Annotated in this window: 16 protein-coding genes; 6 read left to right on the top strand and 10 right to left on the bottom strand. The window is 71.7% G+C overall.

The window, feature by feature from the left end; genetic code table 11:
* Nucleotides 1–25: 25 nt before the first annotated feature.
* The 4 genes from rlmB to LEL83_RS04325 all read right to left on the bottom strand — a co-directional run bounded on the left by rlmB (nt 26) and on the right by LEL83_RS04325 (nt 4,307).
* The gene (gene rlmB / locus LEL83_RS04340) at nt 26–1,036 is read right to left on the bottom strand and encodes a 23S rRNA (guanosine(2251)-2'-O)-methyltransferase RlmB (protein ID WP_198656860.1); all 1,011 of its coding nucleotides are present in this window, start codon (nt 1,034–1,036) and stop codon (nt 26–28) included.
* 130 nt (nt 1,037–1,166) lie between these two features.
* Entirely contained in the window at nt 1,167–2,576 is a 1,410-nt protein-coding gene (cysS, locus tag LEL83_RS04335; RefSeq protein WP_225557906.1) for a cysteine--tRNA ligase, read from the bottom strand.
* 17 nt (nt 2,577–2,593) lie between these two features.
* A complete protein-coding gene (gene ispD / locus LEL83_RS04330; protein WP_225557905.1) occupies nt 2,594–3,763 on the bottom strand; it encodes a 2-C-methyl-D-erythritol 4-phosphate cytidylyltransferase in 1,170 nt (389 codons plus the stop codon).
* A gap of 61 nt (nt 3,764–3,824) precedes the next feature.
* Nucleotides 3,825–4,307 (bottom strand): CarD family transcriptional regulator, encoded by a 483-nt coding sequence (locus LEL83_RS04325; RefSeq protein WP_017888066.1) that lies wholly within the window; start codon nt 4,305–4,307, stop codon nt 3,825–3,827.
* Nucleotides 4,308–4,464: 157 nt separating this feature from the next.
* Here LEL83_RS04325 and LEL83_RS04320 point away from each other — a divergent pair, with 157 nt between their 5' ends.
* Complete coding sequence (locus tag LEL83_RS04320; protein ID WP_198656863.1) at nt 4,465–5,103, top strand: hypothetical protein; 639 nt, start codon at nt 4,465–4,467, stop codon at nt 5,101–5,103.
* Between the two features lie 96 nt (nt 5,104–5,199).
* Here the strand turns inward: LEL83_RS04320 and LEL83_RS04315 are convergent, their stop codons facing one another.
* Both LEL83_RS04315 and LEL83_RS04310 read right to left on the bottom strand, forming a co-directional pair.
* Nucleotides 5,200–5,880, bottom strand: coding sequence for a response regulator (locus tag LEL83_RS04315; RefSeq protein WP_198656864.1), 681 nt, complete (start codon nt 5,878–5,880; stop codon nt 5,200–5,202).
* The gene (locus LEL83_RS04310) at nt 5,877–7,043 is read right to left on the bottom strand and encodes a sensor histidine kinase (RefSeq protein ID WP_198656865.1); all 1,167 of its coding nucleotides are present in this window, start codon (nt 7,041–7,043) and stop codon (nt 5,877–5,879) included. The genes LEL83_RS04315 and LEL83_RS04310 overlap by 4 nt, the downstream gene beginning before the upstream one ends.
* A gap of 147 nt (nt 7,044–7,190) precedes the next feature.
* Between LEL83_RS04310 and phoU the strand changes: the two genes are divergently transcribed.
* Both phoU and LEL83_RS04300 read left to right on the top strand, forming a co-directional pair.
* Nucleotides 7,191–7,859, top strand: a complete 669-nt coding sequence (gene phoU, locus LEL83_RS04305; RefSeq protein WP_198656866.1) for a phosphate signaling complex protein PhoU — start codon at nt 7,191–7,193, stop codon at nt 7,857–7,859.
* 138 nt (nt 7,860–7,997) lie between these two features.
* Nucleotides 7,998–8,546, top strand: a complete 549-nt coding sequence (locus LEL83_RS04300; protein ID WP_225557904.1) for a P-loop nucleotide/nucleoside kinase family protein — start codon at nt 7,998–8,000, stop codon at nt 8,544–8,546.
* A gap of 62 nt (nt 8,547–8,608) precedes the next feature.
* Here LEL83_RS04300 and LEL83_RS04295 read toward each other — a convergent pair whose 3' ends face one another.
* The gene (locus tag LEL83_RS04295; protein WP_198656868.1) at nt 8,609–9,355 is read right to left on the bottom strand and encodes a phosphoglyceromutase; all 747 of its coding nucleotides are present in this window, start codon (nt 9,353–9,355) and stop codon (nt 8,609–8,611) included.
* Between the two features lie 44 nt (nt 9,356–9,399).
* Here LEL83_RS04295 and LEL83_RS04290 point away from each other — a divergent pair, with 44 nt between their 5' ends.
* Nucleotides 9,400–10,173: a class I SAM-dependent methyltransferase gene (locus tag LEL83_RS04290; RefSeq protein ID WP_225557903.1), complete on the top strand. Its 774-nt coding sequence runs from the start codon at nt 9,400–9,402 to the stop codon at nt 10,171–10,173.
* A gap of 25 nt (nt 10,174–10,198) precedes the next feature.
* On the opposite strand, the gene ygfZ is transcribed toward LEL83_RS04290, so the two are convergent.
* The 3 genes from ygfZ to LEL83_RS04275 form a co-directional block, all read right to left on the bottom strand.
* Nucleotides 10,199–11,281 (bottom strand): CAF17-like 4Fe-4S cluster assembly/insertion protein YgfZ, encoded by a 1,083-nt coding sequence (ygfZ, locus tag LEL83_RS04285; RefSeq protein WP_225557902.1) that lies wholly within the window; start codon nt 11,279–11,281, stop codon nt 10,199–10,201.
* Nucleotides 11,281–11,883, bottom strand: a complete 603-nt coding sequence (locus LEL83_RS04280; RefSeq protein WP_198656871.1) for a heme-binding beta-barrel domain-containing protein — start codon at nt 11,881–11,883, stop codon at nt 11,281–11,283. The genes ygfZ and LEL83_RS04280 overlap by 1 nt, the downstream gene beginning before the upstream one ends.
* 137 nt (nt 11,884–12,020) lie before the next feature.
* Complete coding sequence (locus tag LEL83_RS04275) at nt 12,021–12,302, bottom strand: hypothetical protein (protein ID WP_198656872.1); 282 nt, start codon at nt 12,300–12,302, stop codon at nt 12,021–12,023.
* Nucleotides 12,303–12,498: 196 nt separating this feature from the next.
* On the opposite strand from LEL83_RS04275, the gene LEL83_RS04270 reads away from it, so the two are divergent.
* Together LEL83_RS04270 and mshD are read left to right on the top strand one after the other, a co-directional pair.
* Complete coding sequence (locus LEL83_RS04270) at nt 12,499–13,182, top strand: response regulator transcription factor (protein ID WP_225557901.1); 684 nt, start codon at nt 12,499–12,501, stop codon at nt 13,180–13,182.
* Nucleotides 13,182–13,994 carry a mycothiol synthase gene (gene mshD / locus LEL83_RS04265; protein ID WP_225557900.1) on the top strand — a complete coding sequence of 271 codons (813 nt, stop codon included), beginning with the start codon at nt 13,182–13,184 and terminating at the stop codon, nt 13,992–13,994. Before LEL83_RS04270 ends, mshD begins: the two co-directional genes overlap by 1 nt.
* The last annotated feature ends 22 nt before the right edge of the window (nt 13,995–14,016 follow it).

Here is a 14,016-nt window from a genome sequence, read left to right as displayed (position 1 = left end):
ATTCCTGCTCACGATGTGCGTGCGGCTACGCGGAGCGACGGCGCCGCGCGACCTCCCACAGGGTGACGCTCGCGGCGATGCCGGCGTTCAACGACTCGGTGGCGCTCGAGATCGGGATCGACACGATGGCGTCGCAGGTCTCGGTCACCAGGCGCGACAGGCCCTTGCCCTCGGAGCCGACGACGATCACGATCGGGCGGTCGGCCAGCTCGAGGCCGTCGAGCTCGACGTCGCCGTCGCCGTCCAGCCCGAGGACGAACAGGCCCATCGACTTGAGCGACTTGAGCGTCTGCGTCAGGTTCGGGGCCATCGCGACGGGCGTGCGGGCCGCGGCACCGGCCGAGGTCTTCCACGCCGACGCCGTCACACCGACCGAACGGCGCTGCGGCACGATGACGCCGTGTCCACCGAAGGCCGCGGTCGAGCGGATGATCGCACCGAGGTTGCGCGGGTCGGTGATGCCGTCGAGCGCGACGAGCAGCGGCACCTGGTCGCGCGAGAACGCCTGCTCGACGATGTCCTCGGCGACGGCGTACTGGTACGCGGGCACCTTGAGCGCGACGCCCTGGTGCACGCTGTCGTGGCCGGTGATCCGATCGAGCTCGGGACGCATCAGCTCGATGATCGGCACACCGCGGTGGTTCGCGAGCGCCAGGATCTCCTTGACGCGGTCGTCGACCTCGATGCGCGACGCGATGTAGAGCGTCGACGAGGGGGTCTTCGTGCGGAGCGCCTCGAGCACCGAGTTGCGCCCGGTCACGAGCTCACTGTCGTCGGTCTTGCGCTGCGGCGGCCGACCGGTGCGCGACTGCGGCGTCGACGAGGCACCGTGGCGCCCCTTGGCCGCCTCGAAGCGGTCCTTCGCTGCCTTGCGCTTGCCGGCGGGGTGGTACGGACGGTCTTCGGCCTTCGGGGTCGGCTTGCGACCCTCGAGGGCCTGTGCGCCCTGGCCGCCGGAGCCGACCTGCTTGTTGCCCTTCCGACCGGAACGGACGGCGCCGGGCCGACCCTTCTTGCTTCCCGAGACGTTCTTCATGCGTAGCTCCTGTTCGGCACTGCCGTTGTCAGGCGATGCTCCAGCGTGTTCCGGCCGGATCGGTCTGCGGTGGCCTCGATCATGCGATGTCCCAGCCTGTTCCGGCAAGGACGGCCTGTGGTGGCCTCGATCATGCGATGCTCCAGCGTGTTCCGGACGGGGTGTCCTCGATCGTGATGCCCGCTGCGGCGAGGTCGTCGCGCACACGGTCTGCCGCCCCGAAGTCCCGGGCGGCCCTGGCGTCCGCGCGCTCCTGCACGAGGCGTTCGACGAGGGTGGCGAGCGGACCCGCCGAGGCGTCCTGGCCACCGCCCGACCAGTGGGCGGCCCGCGGGTCGATGCCGAGCACCTCCACCATCGCGGCCACCTGATGGTACGCGGTCCCGAGGGATTCCGCATCGTCGGCGTCGAGCGCGGCGTTCCCGGCGCGCACCGTCTCGTGCAGCACGGCGAGGGCCTGGGGCACCGAGAGGTCGTCGTCCATCGCCTCGGCGAACGCGTCGGGCACCCGCGGGGCGTCGGTCAGGTGCACGCCCTGCAGCCGTTCGACGGCGCGGTCCAGGAACCCGGCGATGCGGTCGTACGCAGCCTCGGCCTCGGCCAGCGAGCCCTCGTGGTGGTCGATCGCCGAGCGGTAGTGCGCGGCGCCGAGGAAGTACCGCACGACGGCAGGGCGAGCGGCGCCGAGGAAGTCCGCGGCGAAGATCGAGTTGCCGAGCGACTTCGACATCTTCTGCCCCTCGACCGTCACCAGCCCGTTGTGCAGCCAGTACGACGCGAAGGGGTCGCCGGCGGCGGTGGACTGCGCGAGCTCGTTCTCGTGGTGCGGGAAGCGCAGGTCGAGTCCGCCGCCGTGGATGTCGAACGCGGGTCCGAGGTAGCGCCGGGACATGGCGGAGCACTCGATGTGCCACCCCGGGCGTCCGGCACCCCACGGGGAGTCCCAGTTCGCGGTCGAGGGTTCGCCGGGCTTCGCACCCTTCCACAGGGCGAAGTCGCGGGGATCACGCTTGCCCCGCGGGTCGGCGTCGGTGGCCTCGGCCATGTCCTCACGGCGCTGGCGGGTCAGTGCGCCGTACTCCGCCCAGCTGCCGGTGTCGAAGTAGACGTCGCCCGAGCCGTCGTCGGCGGCGTACGCGTGTCCGCGGTCGATCAGCCGCTGGATGATCTCGTGCATCTGCGGCACGCTCGCGGTCGCACGGGGCTCGTAGGTCGGTGGCAGGATGCCGAGGGCGTTGTACGCGGCGGTGAACTCAAGCTCGACGCGGTAGGCGCGGGCGAACCACTCCTCGTCGGTGCCGGCGGCCAGGTCGAGGACCTTGTCGTCGATGTCGGTGACGTTCCGCACCAGGGTCACCCGGTACCCGCGGTGGGTCAGCCAGCGACGCCAGATGTCGTAGACCAGCGCGGACCGCAGGTGGCCGATGTGCGGCGACGACTGCACCGTCGGACCGCACACGTACATGCTCACGTGTCCGTCGACCAGCGGGACGAGGTCGACGACGGCTGCGGCGCGGGAGTCGTGGAGGCGTACGGTCACGCCCCAAGCCTAGGACGTCAGGCCGGACGGACGACGGCCGTCGCGATCGCGGCGAGCCCCTCGCCCCGGCCGGTGAACCCGAGGCCGTCGGTCGTCGTGCCGGACACGGCCACCGCGGCACCGACGACGGCGGCCAGGGCGTCCTGCATCTCCTGCCGCCGGCCGCCGATGCGCGGGCGGTTGCCGATGACCTGCACGGTGACGGAGACGGGGACGAGCCCGGCGTCGGCGAGCAGCGCGACGGCCCCGCGGACGAAGACGTCCCCGGTGGCCCCGGCGTACCGCGGGTCAGCGGTGCCGAAGCGTCCGCCGATGTCGCCGAGGCCCCCGGCGGAGAGCAGGGCGTCGCACACGGCGTGGGCCACCGCGTCGCCGTCGCTGTGTCCGGAGAGACCGGCCTCGCCCGCGAAGTCGAGCAGTCCGACGCGGCAGGCAGCGGCGTCGTCGAACGCGTGCACGTCGACGCCGAGGCCGAACCGCACGGGCGGACCGGCGGCCGCACCGGACCGCGCCCGGACGATCGACTCCGCGCGGCCGAGGTCCCACGGGGTCGTGATCTTGAACGCGTCGGCGTCGCCCGGGACGGAACGGACGGTCCCGCCGGCGGCCTGGAACACCCCGGCGTCGTCCGTCTCGGACCGCGACGACGCGGCGTACGCCCGCCGGAGCGCCGCGAGCGGGAACCCCTGGGGCGTCTGGACGCCGACGAGGGCCGCACGGTCGACGGTCTCGACGACGACGTCGCCGTCCACGCGCTTCACGGTGTCGGTGACGAGGAGCGCCGGCACGAACCCGGCGCCGTCGCCCGCGGCGACCGCCTCGAACACCCGCGCGAACTGCGCTGCCGGCGTCAGGCACCGCGCCGCGTCGTGCACGAGCACCGCGGTGACGGAGTCCGGCAGGACGGCCAGGCCGGCCTCGACCGACGCGTGGCGATCCGCGCCTCCCGGCACGACGGCCGTGTACGCGACCGCAGCCCCGGCGACGGCGGCGACCAGCTGCCGACACTCGTCGAGGTGCGACGCCGGCGCGACCACCACGACGAGCGCGGGCGTCGGCAGGGCGAAGAGCGGCTCGAGCGCCCGCGCGAGCATGAGCGAACCGGCGACGGGCACGAACGCCTTCGCGGTGCCGGTGCCGAGCCGGGTGCCGGAGCCGGCCGCAACGACGACGACCGCCCGGTCCACCCCGTCGGGGAACCGTGCGGTCGTCGTCCGTGCTGTCGTGCTCAGTGCGATGCTGTCGGGCTCAGGAGGCCAGGACCTCGTCGAGGACGGTCGATGCCTTGTCCTCGTCGGTCTTCTCGGCGAGCGCGAGCTCGGAGATCAGGATCTGCCGGGCCTTGGCCAGCATCCGCTTCTCACCCGCGGAGAGCCCGCGGTCCTGGTCGCGACGCCAGAGGTCGCGGACGACCTCGGACACCTTGATGACGTCACCGGAAGCGAGCTTCTCGAGGTTCGCCTTGTACCGGCGGGACCAGTTGGTGGGTTCCTCGGTGAACGGCGCCCGGAGGACCTCGAACACCTTGTCGAGCCCTTCCTTGCCGATCACGTCGCGGACGCCGACCAGGTCGACGTTGTCCGCCGGGACCTCGATCGTCAGGTCACCCTGGGTGACCCGCAGCTTCAGGTAGACCTTTTCCTCGCCCTTGATGACGCGAGTCTTGACTTCAGAGATGGTTGCCGCCCCGTGATGGGGGTAGACGACGGTCTCGCCGACCTCGAATTGCATGTATCAGGCTCCGTTCCCAGACCTCCAGTTTACCACAAGGGGTGATCCGGTAAGGGGACCCTCAACGCTCCCCCTGCCCGGTGATCGCTAGGATGGACCGGGACCGTCCGGTCCTCATCGTGACTTACGGAGGAATCTCTTGCGACCTCGGGTACTCGTGTCCGTCGCCGTTGCGGCAACCATCGCGCTCGGCGCCACCGGGTGCGAGTTCATGTCGCCGGCCCACACCGTCGACATCAAGCAGATCACCGACGGCGTGAACGTCTCGACCGGCAAGGTCGACGTGCGGAACGCCCTCCTGATCTCGGACGACGGGGACGGCGCACGCTTCGTCGGCACCCTCGTGAACAACGACGACGAGGACGACTACACCGTCTCGATCGAGGTCGGTGGCGACACCCAGACCGTCGACGTCCCGGCGAACACGCACGTCGACCTCGCGATGACCTCGGGTCCCGCCAGCGACGACGAGTCGAGCGTGCAGGAGGGCGACACCACGCAGGGCACCGCCGGCGGCGACGCCGAAGAGGTCCTGTTCGACAACGCCGACGCCGTGCCCGGCTCGCTCGTCAAGGTGTACTTCTCCTACCCCGACGCCGAGGGCGTCTCGGCGAACGTCCCCGTGCTCACCAGCGCGCTCGAGGAGTACCAGACCCTCGCACCGAGCCCGACCCCGACGTCCACCTCGACGTCGCCGTCCGAGAGCGGCTCGCAGTCGACCGGCCAGGCCGTGCCCGGCACCCAGCCCGACGACTCGCAGACCGACTCGTCCGAGGGCGACAACGGCACCAACTGACGCCGACGGGCGCGGCTGACACCGCGCCAGGAGCGTTCGCACAGGAGGCCCGGTGCGAGTCCCACGGACTCGCACCGGGCCTCCTGTGCGTGCGCCTCAGGCCTCGATGCGGTACCCGAGACCGCGGACCGTCACCAGGATCTCGGGCGTCGACGGGACCCGCTCGATCTTCGAGCGGATGCGCTTGATGTGCACGTCGAGGGTCTTCGTGTCGCCGAAGTAGTCCGACCCCCACACCCGGTCGATGAGCTGCCCGCGGGTGAGCACGCGCCCGGCGTTGCGGAGCAGGAGCTCGAGCAGCTCGAACTCCTTGAGCGGCATCGGGGTCTCCGACCCGTCCACCGACACCGTGTGGCGCTCGACGTCCATCCGGATGCCACCCACCTGCAGGATGCCGCTGTCGGCCGGGTCGTCCTCGGTGCGGCGCCGGAGCACCGCGCGCATCCGGGCCAGGAGCTCGCGGGTGGAGTACGGCTTCGTCACGTAGTCGTCCGCGCCGAGCTCCAGCCCGACGACGATGTCCACCTCGGAGTCCTTGGCCGTCAGCATGATGATCGGGGCGTTGGACCGGGTGCGGATCTGCCGGCACACCTCGGTGCCGCTCAGGCCCGGCAGCATGAGGTCGAGGAGCACCAGGTCGGGGTTCTCCGCGTCGAACTTGGACAGCGCGGTCACGCCGTCGGCAGCGACGGAGGTGTCGTACCCCTCACGCTGCAGCAGGAACTCCAGGGGCTCGCTCAGGGCCGGCTCGTCGTCGACGATGAGGATCTTGGTCACGATGGCTGCTCTTCCAGTTGCTCTTCGAGTGCTGTGGTCAGTTCGGGATCCGCCTCGGGCAGACGGATCGTGAAGGTCGAGCCCTTGCCGGGCTGCGACCAGACGCGCACGTCACCGCCGTGGTTGCCGACGACGTGCTTCACGATCGCGAGCCCGAGGCCGGTGCCCCCGGTGGCGCGCGACCGCGCGGGATCGACGCGGTAGAACCGCTCGAACACGCGGTCCAGGTCGGACTCGGGGATCCCCACGCCCTGGTCGGTCACCGCGATCTCGACGAAGCCCTTGGTGCTGCGGACGCCGACACCGACACGGGTGTTGTCGGGCGAGTACTTCACCGCGTTGGCGATCAGGTTCGACACCGCGACCTGCAGCAGGCCGGGGTCGCCCATCACGCGCAGCTTCGACTTCTTGGCACGGACGATCTCGATCGACCGGGCCCGGGCGACGACCTCGTTCGCGTCGATCGCCGCCTGGACGATCTTGTCGATGCCGGTCTCCTCGCTGTTCTCGAGGGCGTCCACCGACTGCAGCCGGGACAGTTCGATGATGTCCTTCGTCAGCGCGCCGAGTCGCTCGGACTCGCTGACGAGCTGCGCGGCGAACTTCTTGACGTGCTCCGGGTCGTCCGCGGCGAGCACGAGCGTCTCGGACAGCAGGCCGATCGCGCCGATCGGGGTCTTCAGCTCGTGCGAGATGTTGGCGACGAAGTCGCGCCGGACCTCATCGATCCGCCGGCTCTCGGTCAGGTCGTCGGCGGTCAGGAGCACGTACCGGTTGCCGAGCTGGGCGGCGCGGAAGCTGAGGTAGCCGACGAGTTCGCCGTGGTGCCCCCTGGGCAGTTCGAGGTCCTCCGAGGCCATCTCGCCGCTCCGGCGCACGCGGTCGATCAGCTCGAGGAGCTCGCGGTGCACGAGTCGGCGCCGCACCACCAGGCCTGCCGTGAGCGCCTGCGGCGACGCGGCGACGACGGTGTTCGACGGGTCGATCACGACCGCCGGGTTGTGCATCGTCGCGATGACCGCTGCGACGCCGTCCGGCAGGGTCCGTTCCGCCACGTCGGCAGCACGAGCCGTGCGCTCGGCGGTGATGATCAGCACCACGACGCCCGCGCCGAAGACCCCGCCGAGGAGCATCGACAGTGGCACGAGCCACGCGTTGTCCATGCCGCCAGTGTAGGGATGGTCACGCGGGGTTCCGGTACCGTTCACCCGCACCGGAAGGCCGGAACGCGAAGCGTTCAGCCGCGCGTCACCGTTCGTTCACCTGGGCTGACGACACTCGACCGGTACGCATCAGAGAGGCACTCCCCCATGCGCGAAGTCTTCCAGCAGGAACTCCAGGACGTCCAGGAGCGATTGACCGAGATCGCCGGGCTCGTCGAGTCCGCCATCACCCGGGCCACCCAGGCCTTCAGCGACTCCGACGTCGCCCTGGCCGACGAGGTCATCGCCGACGACGTGAAGATCGACGAGGCGGCGAACAGCCTCGACGAGATCGCGATCGACATCCTCGCCCGGCAGGCCCCCGTCGCCCGCGACCTGCGCGTCGTCGTGACCGCCCTGCGCGTCAGCTCCTCGCTCGAGCGCATGGGCGACATGGCCGAGCACATCGCGCAGCTCGCACGCCAGCGCTTCCCCGAGAAGGTCGTGCCGAAGGGCCTCCGCCCCACCTTCAAGGAGATGGGCCGGCACGACGTCGCGATGGCGCAGAAGCTCACGCGCCTGCTCGCCACCGAGGACATCGCCCTGTCGGCCGAGATCCGCGACGAGGACGACGCGGTCGACGAACTGCACGCCAGCGTCTTCGACTTCGTGCTCGGCGAGACCTGGAAGGGCAACCCGATCGACACCGTCGACGCGACCCTGGCCTCCCGCTACCACGAGCGATTCGCCGACCACGCGGTGTCGATCGCGAAGAAGGTCGAGTACCTGGCGACCGGCGACTGGACCGGCGCGTCGAGCTCGGCCGTCACCGTCTGACCCGGTTCGGCGTCGTTCCGCACCACCGGGGTCGCCCCGCACCACGGATCGCCGTGGCGCGGGGCGACTTCCGTTGCGTGGCGCGCGCTCGACGGGTCGGCGCGGGTCCGCACCGCCACGGTCTGCGAGGATCGACGCATGGCCCAGGTCGCGATCATCGTCAACGGCATGCCCGGTTCCGGCAAGAGCACGATCGGCGCCGCCCTCGCCGAGGTGCTCGGTTGCCCCTTCCTGTCGAAGGACCGCATCAAGGAGCCCCTGGCCGACGTCGTCGGCCCGATGATCGCGTCCCGCCCGCTGGGCGGCATTGCGATGGACACGATGTGGGCGATGGCCGGAGCGGTCGAGAACGGCGTGGTCCTCGACGCCGTCTGGCTGCCGTCCCGTGACCGGGACCGCCTGGAGGCCGGGCTCGCCTCCGCCGGGTCGCCGCGCGCCGTCGAGGTGTGGTGCGAGACGGACCGCGCCACCGCCGCGGACCGGCTGCGCGACCGGTACGAGCCGGGTACCGTGCCGGTGCGGCACGACGTGCACGGCGACCTGGCCGGCGTGCTGTCGTTCTGGGACGAGCACGGCGACGACGCACGACCGGTCGGGTTGCCCGGCGTCCCGGTGATCCGCGTCGACACGACGTCGCCGTACGACGTCGGGGTCCTGGTGCAGGAGATCGCGTCGCACTTCGTCTGAGCGCTGCGACCGGTACGACGAACGCCCCGCCTGACGACCAGGCGGGGCGTTCGTGTGTCGTGCTACTTCTTGGCGCCCTGGGCGGCCACGGCGGCGGCACCGGCAGCGGCGGCCTCGGGGTCCAGGTAGTACGCCGGCTTGGTCGGACGGAAGTCGTCGTCGAGCTCGTACACCAGCGGGATGCCCGTCGGGATGTTCAGGCCGGCGATGTCGTCGTCGGAGATGTCGTCGAGGTGCTTCACGAGGGCGCGGAGCGAGTTGCCGTGCGCCGTGACGAGCACGGTCTTGCCCGCGCCGAGGTCCTTCGTGATGTCGGACTCCCAGTACGGCAGCAGCCGGTCGATCACGAGCTTGAGCGACTCGGTGCGGGGCAGCTGGTCACCGAGGTCGGCGTAGCGGCGGTCACCGGCCTGCGAGTACTCGGCGTCGTCGGCGATGGGGGGCGGCGGGACGTCGAACGAACGGCGCCACTCCATGAACTGCTGCTCGCCGTACTGCTCGAGCGTCTGCGCCTTGTCCTTGCCCTGCAGGTCGCCGTAGTGCCGCTCGTTGAGGCGCCAGTCGCGCTTGACCGGCAGCCAGGCCAGGTCGGCCTGGAGCAGCGCGATGTTCGCGGTCTGGATCGCGCGGGTGAGCAGCGAGGTGTACAGGACGTCGGGGACGATGCCGGACTCGGCGATCAGGTCGCCGGCGCGCTTCGCCTCCTTCTCGCCCAGCTCGCTGAGCCGGACGTCGACCCAACCGGTGAACAGGTTCTTCTGGTTCCAGTCACTGTTGCCGTGACGGAGCAGGACGAGCGTGGAGGTCATGCGCCCGAGTCTACCGAGCGGCACGCGGCCCGTACCCTGGACGCATGCCCATCGGGAACGTGACGCGCGGGACGACCGGGTACAACCGGCTCCGCCGTGTCGACCGGTGGATCGCGACGCTGCCGGCGCTCCGCCGCACCGACGATCCCCTGGTCGCCGACGTCGGGTACGGGGCGTCGCCGACGACGACGCTCGAACTGCGGGACCGGCTGGCCGCGGTCCGCCCGGACGTCGAGGTGACCGGCATCGAGATCGAACCCTCGCGGGTCGCGCTCGCGAACGCGGGCACCCGCGACGGCGTGACGTTCCGCCTGGGCGGCTTCGAGACCCCGACGCCCGGTGGCCGACGCCCGGCTGTGATCCGGGCGTTCAACGTGCTGCGACAGTACGACGAGTCAGCGGTGGTCGGCTCCTGGCGGATCATGCAGGACCGGCTGCAGCCCGGCGGTGCGCTGGTCGAGGGGACGTGCAACGAGGTCGGGCGGGTGGCCTCGTGGGTGACGCTCGACGAGGTCGCGCCGCAGACGTTCACGGTGTCGCTCCGGCTCGCCGGGCTCGACGTGCCGAGCATCGTGGCGGAACGGCTGCCGAAGGCCCTCATCCACCGGAACGTGCCCGGCGAGCGGGTGCACGCGTTCCTGCGGGACCTCGACCTGGCGTGGGCGGTCGCCGCGCCGCTCGGTACGTACGGCCCCCGGCAGCGGTGGATCGCCACGGTGCGGGGCATGCGCGACCGGGGGTGGCCGGTGCTGCACGGGGTGACGCGGTGGCGGCTCGGCGAGCTGTCCGTGCCGTGGTCGGCGGTCGAGCCCGGCTGACCGGGCACGGCCCGGGCAGCGCGGACTACGAGCGGCGGACGGCGCCGAGGCGGGGCAGGCGCGGGACGTTCGCCGTGGCGCCGGCCTCCGGCGGGACGATGGTCTCCTGCGCGGCCGTCACCACGACGTCGTCGGCCTCGAGCCGCAGCGTCGCCGTGGGGTCGAGCGAGCGCTTCACGACGGCGAGCCCGATCGGACCGAGCTCGTGATGGATCGCCGAGGCCGACAGCCGACCGACCTGCTTGTCGTTGAGCAGCACGGGTGTGCCCGGCGCCGGCAGCACCCCGTCGGAGCCGTCGAGGTGCAGCAGCACGGCCCGACGCGGCGGGTGGCCGAGGTTGTGGACCTTCGCGACGGTCTCCTGCCCCCGGTAGCAGCCCTTCGACAGGTGCACGGCGGAACGGAGCCAGTCGAGCTCGTGCGGGATCGTCCGCTCGTCGACGTCGGACAGCGTCGGGCGCCAGGCGGCGATCCGCAGGGCTTCGACCGCGAGCAGTCCCGCGACGGGGACGTCCGACGCGGCGATGGCGGCCGCGGTGCCGGGGGTGACCACGGCGATGCGGAGGGTCCAGTCGGAGCCGGGGTGGGCCTCCAGGGCGGCGTAGCCCCACCCACCGGGCGCGACCGCTCCCCAGGGGTCGACCCACTCGGCGACGGGCGGTTCGGGCAACTCCACGGACGCGAACGGGGCGTCCGCGCCGAACCAGCCGAGGGTGACGACGTCAGCGGAGCGGTCGGCGACCTCGACCCGGAGCATGAACCGCATCGAGTCGAGCCAGGCGGCGAGCGGGGCGGCGTCGGCGCGCTCGGTGAGCAGCCAGGCGACCGAGCCGTCGTCGACGACGCGAGCGGCGTGCTCGACGCGGCCGGCCTGGTCGAGCACGAGCGTCTCGGTGCTGACGCCCGTCGGCAACCCGGTGAGCTGCTGCGACGTGATCGAGTTGAGCCACGACAGGCGGTCGGGTCCGGAGACCGTGACGACCCCCAGGCCGAGCTCGACGACGGCACGGCCGCGGGTCAGCAGGCGCTGCTCCCCGATCGGGTTGCCGAAGTGCGCGGCGACCCCGTCGGCCTCGACGAACCCGTCGCGTGCCGCGAACGCCGCCATCACTCGACCTTCGCGAGCTGCCCCGAGGCGTGCGAGGTGAGTTCCCGACCGAGCGCGGCGATGTCCCACGCCCAGAACAGCTTGCCCTCGACCAGCCCGTACAGCCGGGTGGCGGCGGAGTAGTCCTTGGCGTTCGGCGAGCGCATCACGGCGTCGGTCGACAGGTCGATCCGGCCCTTCGCGACACGGCCGACGTAGAGCTCGTTGACGCCCGTCGGGTGGATGATCGCGGCTTCGACGTCGAAGCCGTCGGTCGTGTTCCGGAGCGCCTCGACGCTCTCCACCGTGCTGAACGGGGTCGGCCCCTCGCCCAGGAGCATCGCGGGACCGCGGTCGCCCGGCTCGGTGGGCCGGTCGATCCGCCAGTAGCCCATCTCGGCGGCGAGCGGGGTGCGGTCCTCGTCGAGGAGCCAGGTGGTGGACGAGTAGTTCAGGTAGGGCAGGCCGTCGTGGCTGAAGCTGACGCGCTGGCCGAACTCGTACTTGCGGACCTCGTCGTCGTCACCGACCGGGTACTCGACGACGCCGGTGCCCTCCCAGACGCCCACGAGCCACGACAGCGGGACCAGTTCGGGTGCGAGCCCCTCGGGCAGGTCGATCAACGCTGGCCCTTGAACAGCTTCACGACGACGACCACCGAGATGAACGCGATCGCGAGCGACGCCAGGCCGAGGAGGCCCACGTAGAAGAGCTCGAGCGCAAGCAGCGAATCCATGCTGCGGAGTCTACGCGGCTCCGCTCAACGCGCCAGGAGCACCACGGCGGTGACCAGGACGACGACGAAGGCCCCGGACGACGCGATGCTGATCCGCTCGACCAGGCCGTCCTTCGTCGCGGTGATGAGCTGCAGCACGAAGCTCACCATCACGCAGGCGACGAAGACGAGCAGCAGCCAGGCGAACGCATCGCGCTGCGCCAGCGCCAGCACGAGCACCGCTCCGACGACAGCGAGCACCCAGACCGGCAGGACGGACGTCAGCTGGAGGCGACGCTGGTCGGTGGGGTGCGCGGGCTCGGTCACGCGTCCCATCATGGCAGGCGGGCGCGGCGGGACGGAGCAGGCCGCCTGCTCGGTGCCGAGCGCGTGGCGGCGGCGGTCGTGGCACGGCGCGGTGCGGCGGCACCGAGCGCCGCACCGCGCGGTCCGTCCGGCCGGGTGGGCCGTTCCCGCACATCACTAGGATGTCTCCACGACGTCATCCACCTCCGGAGGTCCTGTGGCACAGCTCCTGGTACTCACCTCGACCGCGCCCGGAGACGTCCTGCCGAGCCTGGGCCTCCTGAGCCACCGGATCCGCCACGTGCCCGCCGAGGCCGCGCAGCTGGTGAACGCCCCGCAGAGCGACCTGATGTTCGTCGACGCCCGCACCGACCTGGTGAGCGCGAAGGCCCTGTGCAAGATCCTCGCCTCGTCGGGGTCGACCACCCCGATCGTGCTCGTCGTCACCGAGGGCGGGTTGACCGCGGTCACCAGCGACTGGAACGTCGACGACGTCGTGCTCGAGAGCGCCGGACCCGCCGAGATCGACGCCCGCATCCGCCTGTCGGCCGGCCGTGGGGCGAAGGGCCAGACGAGCTCGAAGATCCAGGCGTCCGGCGTCGTCATCGACGAGGCCAGCTACTCGGCCAAGGTGCGCGGCCGGCCGCTCGACCTGACGTTCAAGGAGTTCGAGCTCCTGCGCTTCTTCGCGACGCACCCGTCCCGCGTCTTCACCCGCGAGCAGCTGCTCAGCGAGGTCTGGGGATACGACTACTTCGGCGGCACGCGCACGGTCGACGTGCACGTCCGGCGACTCCGCGCGAAGCTCGGCGACCTCGAGTCGCTCATCGGCACGGTCCGCAACGTCGGGTACCGCTTCAACGTCCACGACGACGAGGCCGAGCGCCTGGCGGGCCAGTAGTGGCCGACCTCACGCGGTTCGTCGTGCCCGACGAGGCACCGCCGTTCTCCGACCAGACGCTGGTCGACGTGCGCGCGGGTCGCGCGACCGTGCTCGAGCACGGCGACGGCGTCGCGGTCGTCCGCGACGGCGAGCTGGAGCTCGTGGTCGCCCGGGAGGCCCGTGGGCGCGGCACCGGCACCGCGCTCGTGACGCAGGCGCTCGCCCTGGGCGGCGGGGCCGCTCCCCGGCTCGCCTGGGCACACGGCGACCACCCGGCAGCCCGGGCACTGGCCGACCGGTTCGGCTGGCACGCCGTCCGGACCCTGCTGCAGCTGCGTGCGCCGATCGCCGAGGCCGCTCCCGACGTCCGAGTGCCCGACGGCTACGACCTGTCGGCGTTCCGACCGGGCACCGACGACGAGACCGAGTGGCTCGCCCTGAACGCTGCCGCCTTCGCACACCACCCCGAGCAGGGGCGGATGACCCTGGACGACCTGCACGCCCGCGAAGCCGACGCCTGGTTCGCCGGCGAGGACCTGCTGCTGCTCCGCGACGCCGCGGGGACGCTGGCCGGCTCGTGCTGGCTCAAGGTCGAGGACGGCGTCGGCGAGTTCTACGCCGTCGCCGTGCGTCCGGACCTGCAGGGGCAGGGGTTGGGCGGGGTGCTCATGCGCGCCGGGACCGCTCGGCTGACCGGACGTGGGCTCACCGCCGCCGCGCTGTACGTCGAGGGGGACAACGAGCCGGCGCTCGCGCTCTACCGACGGTCGGGCTTCACGCAGTACGCGATCGACGTGCAGTACGCGGCGCCGTCGCAGTCCGGCCGGTAACATTGCGTCGTCGGCGAGGGGT

The sequence above is a fragment of the Curtobacterium oceanosedimentum genome, from assembly GCF_020297365.1.
In the GTDB taxonomy this organism is placed as follows: Bacteria; Actinomycetota; Actinomycetes; order Actinomycetales; family Microbacteriaceae; genus Curtobacterium.
Note: the sequence above shows the minus strand (reverse complement) of the source record. Positions and strands in the feature narration are given on the sequence as shown.

Bases quoted from the DNA above. Each gene is read 5' to 3' on its own strand.
- rlmB (WP_198656860.1), bottom strand. From the start codon at position 1,036: ATGAAGAACGTCTCGGGAAGCAAGAAGGGTCGGCCCGGCGCCGTCCGT.
- LEL83_RS04325 (WP_017888066.1), bottom strand. From the start codon at position 4,307: ATGCAATTCGAGGTCGGCGAGACCGTCGTCTACCCCCATCACGGGGCG.
- LEL83_RS04310 (WP_198656865.1), bottom strand. From the start codon at position 7,043: ATGGACAACGCGTGGCTCGTGCCACTGTCGATGCTCCTCGGCGGGGTC.
- phoU (WP_198656866.1), top strand. From the start codon at position 7,191: ATGCGCGAAGTCTTCCAGCAGGAACTCCAGGACGTCCAGGAGCGATTG.
- LEL83_RS04300 (WP_225557904.1), top strand. From the start codon at position 7,998: ATGGCCCAGGTCGCGATCATCGTCAACGGCATGCCCGGTTCCGGCAAG.
- LEL83_RS04295 (WP_198656868.1), bottom strand. From the start codon at position 9,355: ATGACCTCCACGCTCGTCCTGCTCCGTCACGGCAACAGTGACTGGAAC.
- LEL83_RS04290 (WP_225557903.1), top strand. From the start codon at position 9,400: ATGCCCATCGGGAACGTGACGCGCGGGACGACCGGGTACAACCGGCTC.
- ygfZ (WP_225557902.1), bottom strand. From the start codon at position 11,281: ATGGCGGCGTTCGCGGCACGCGACGGGTTCGTCGAGGCCGACGGGGTC.